The following is a 2,786-nucleotide window of genomic DNA, read 5'->3' as shown; positions in this document are numbered from 1 at the left end:
GGCGAACCCCCGTTGCCCGACCCGGCCCCACCTTCGGCGGCATGTTCACCGGTCTCGGAACGGCCGCCCACCTCGGGTGAGCTACCCGGCGTGCTCGGTCAGCGATCGGCACCGGATTGCGGCGGCATTTGCGCCAATCGTGCGTCCACCTGTGCACATTCGGCCGTGCGAGCCTGTGCACGCAGCAAATCGGCCGCCGCCCGCCATGTCCGGCGCGCGCGGCCGGGCTGCTCGAGCGCGGCATAGGCCTCACCGAGATGGATCAGGTTCGTCGCCTCGGCGTAGCTGTGGCCCGTTTTCCGGCACAAGCCGACAGCTTGCCGAAAGTACTCACACGCCTCGGTGTGCCGCCCCAAGCTCTGCGAGACGTACCCGAGAGTGTTCAGGACATCTATCTGCCCGTACTCGTCCCCCAGGCTGCGGTGTGCGGTCAGCGCAGACGTAGACGCCACCACCGCCTGATCGTGATGACCAAGACGGGCGTGGTGCCAACCCACCTTGGCCAGCAACCTGGCTTCCCACGTGGGGTCTCCCAGCTCGCGGAAGAGTCGCAAGGCGCGGGTCGAGTGAAACAACGCGCGTTCGTCATCACCGCCGAGTTCGAACACCCATCCCATCGAATAGTGGACATGAGCCTGCCCGTAGCGGTCTTCGGTCCGCTCCGTGTAGGCGAGTGCCCGGCGCAGGTGCTCGATCGCCTCAGCCGTGTACCCCGCCCGGGCCAGTGCACGGCCGAAGTATCGTTCGGCGACTGCGATCGCGGCGGGCTCCGCGAGGCAGCCGGCGGACTCGAGCGCCAGCCCCCAGCACGAGACGTTGCTCAGCAGGTGGCCCTGGCGATAGTGGAAACTGTCGAACGTCCAAGCCAGCTGCCAAGTGAGGTCGTGCCAGCCACGAGTTCGGGCCAGGCGTTGTGCGGTCAGAAGGTTCCGATGTTCGGTGGTGAACCAGGTGAGTGCCTGATTCCTGTCTTCGATCGCCAGGGTGTCGCCCGGCCCGGACAAGGTGATCTGCTGCATCTGCGGATCCAGCAGGTCGTCGGCGCGATCGGCGGTGTGCAGGTAGAAGCAAACCAGGCGGTACAGCGCGGCAGCGGTGTCCATCCGGTCGCCGAACTCCTGAGCGTAGGCCCGGACCAGGTCGTGCATCCGGTATCGCCCTGGTAGGTGCTGGTGAACGAGATGGCTGCGGTCCAGCTCGTCGAGCAGCACCTGGACTCGCTCGACGGGAGAGCCCATGAGCGCGGCCGCTGCCGGAAGGCCGATATCCACGCCGGGGGTCAGGCTCAGCAGTGTCAGCAACGTGGCCGCCTCGGCGCTTTGGTCGTCGTAGGACCACGAGAACACCGCCCGCAGGTTGACGGCCAGCTCGCCGGCGTCGAGCGTGTTCAGGCGCGAAGACGCCGCCACCAGTTCGCTGCTCATCGTGGCGAGCGGGAAGCTCGGATGGGCCGCGACGCGGGCGGCGATGATGACCAGCGCCAGCGGAAGTCCTGCACAGTGCTCGAGCAGCTGCTCCACCGCCGCAGCCTCGGTCCTCACTCGCGTGATCCCGATATGCCGCCCCAGCAGCACCCGCGACTGTTCCGCGTCGAGCGCGTCGAGTGCGATCGGCACCGTCTCGTGGTTGGCGATCAGGCTGCTGAGCCGGTTGCGGCTGGTGACCAGCACGACACACGAGCGGTCTCCGGGCAGCAGGGGCTCGACCGTGGCCGAATCACGCACGTTGTCGAGGAGGATCAGCAGACGTTTACCGGCCACGCTGCTGCGGAGCAGGTTGAACAGCGACTGCTGATCCGTCTGCAGCGAGCGCGGGTCGACGTCGAGGGCGCCGAGCAGGCACCTCGCGGCGTCGCCGGCGGACAGTGGGGCGCCCGTCGGGCCGAATCCGCGCATGTCAACGTACAGCTGGCCATCGGGGAAGTCGTCGACGTTCTGATGAGCCCACCGCAGGGCAAGACTGGTTTTACCCGTACCTGCCAATCCGGTGATCAGGAAGATCGAAGAGACAGCGGTATCGATCTGACCGAGTTCCCCACCCCGATTGGTGAACAGTCTGGATGCGAGTGGCAGTTGGCAGGGCAACCGACGCACGTCGCTGCCGTACCGACCTGCCGCGTCTTCATAGGCCGAGCGCCAGTGCGTCAGCGCCAGGAACTCCTGCGGGAGCTCCTGGCGCTGCACCTTCGCGTGATACAGGCAGGCCCGCACGAACGATTCGACCGTCGGCCACCGCGGCAGGCGGCTTCCGGAAACCAGGTCGTGGGCGGTCGAAGTCGGCAGATGACGCCCCAGTAGTGCAGCGTGCCTGTGCAGGACCTCCAACGCCGGCTCCCCGGCCGCAGCCCTCAGACTTCTCAGTTGCGCCCGCAAGCCCGGGATCGGATCCTTCATCGTCCAACCTCCGTCCTGCCGAGCTCGGTCATTCCCTCCGATTTCCGATCGGCGCCACCGGACGGGGCCGGATGAGCAACCCCGGATGGTGAGGAGACCCGAAACTCCCGACGGAAGGCCTCCCGATGTCTCGACGCTCTCTCGCCATCCTCGCCGCATTCGCCCTGTCGCTGGTACCTGCGACCGTGGCACAGGCGGCACCCGCACATGTCGAGGTCACCTGCTCCGGGTACGGCTGTGACCACCTCGACCCGGTGGCGACCGGCTGCAGCGCCGGATCCACCACTGTCGCGAGTGCCGCCATCGGCGGCGTCGGCACCGTGGAACTCCGCTGGTCACCCACGTGCCAGACCAATTGGTCGCGGGTCACCGTCGCCGCCGGCGGCGCGAACC

Annotated in this window: 2 protein-coding genes; one reads left to right on the top strand and one right to left on the bottom strand. The window is 67.5% G+C overall.

The genetic code is table 11. From position 1 onward, the window contains the following. Positions 1 to 98: 98 nt before the first annotated feature. Complete coding sequence (locus tag CCN39_RS45705) at positions 99 to 2,393, bottom strand: ATP-binding protein (RefSeq protein ID WP_158104615.1); 2,295 nt, start codon at positions 2,391 to 2,393, stop codon at positions 99 to 101. A gap of 125 nt (positions 2,394 to 2,518) precedes the next feature. On the opposite strand from CCN39_RS45705, the gene CCN39_RS45700 reads away from it, so the two are divergent. Then, positions 2,519 to 2,786, top strand: a 268-nt coding sequence (locus tag CCN39_RS45700; RefSeq protein WP_143264422.1) for a DUF2690 domain-containing protein, incomplete at its 3' end; no start/stop codon positions are given.

This window comes from Amycolatopsis kentuckyensis (assembly GCF_002155975.1).
GTDB classification, from domain to species: domain Bacteria; phylum Actinomycetota; class Actinomycetes; order Mycobacteriales; family Pseudonocardiaceae; genus Amycolatopsis; species Amycolatopsis kentuckyensis.
Note: the sequence above shows the minus strand (reverse complement) of the source record. Positions and strands in the feature narration are given on the sequence as shown.